This window comes from Delftia sp. JD2 (assembly GCF_001682645.1).
Classification (GTDB): domain Bacteria; phylum Pseudomonadota; class Gammaproteobacteria; order Burkholderiales; family Burkholderiaceae_C; genus Comamonas; species Comamonas acidovorans.
In genome coordinates this window covers 1-417 of record NZ_LFJT01000147.1, presented here as the reverse complement: position 1 = coordinate 417, position 417 = coordinate 1, and the positions used below count along the sequence as shown (strand labels likewise).

Genomic DNA, 417 nt, shown 5'->3' with positions numbered 1-417 from the left:
AGGCGTCACCGGCGTGGAAGGCGTCGATGCGCAATCCGTCGTGCAACCGGCCGTCGGATTGACCGGGCTGATGCCACCGGACGGATCGTAGGAGGCCGTGTTCGTGCTCGAGCCCACCGCCGTCGGAACAGCTGGCAGGTTGAAGCTGGTGTTGCTACCCGCTGCGACCGAAGCCGTGAAGTTCACCGTGCAAGTCAGCACGGAGCTGCCATTGCCCGCAAACGGGAAGGTGTTTGGCGTGCAGGTCGCACTGGCTACGTTCGCGCCGGTCGGCACTCCCGTGATGCTGATGCCTGCCGGCACCAGGTCCTTGATGGTCACGCTGGTGGCGGGACCGAAGGCACTGGCAGCGTTGGACACGGAGAACGCGTAGTTGAAGGGCGTGCCCACAGCCAAGCTGCCGGGGTTGGCTTTGGT

1 protein-coding gene is annotated in these 417 nt (G+C 65.2%); it reads right to left on the bottom strand.

The genetic code is table 11. The annotated features are described in order from the left end of the window. Positions 1-417: hypothetical protein (locus tag ACM14_RS31035; RefSeq protein WP_217491975.1), on the bottom strand; the 417-nt coding region annotated here is incomplete at both ends.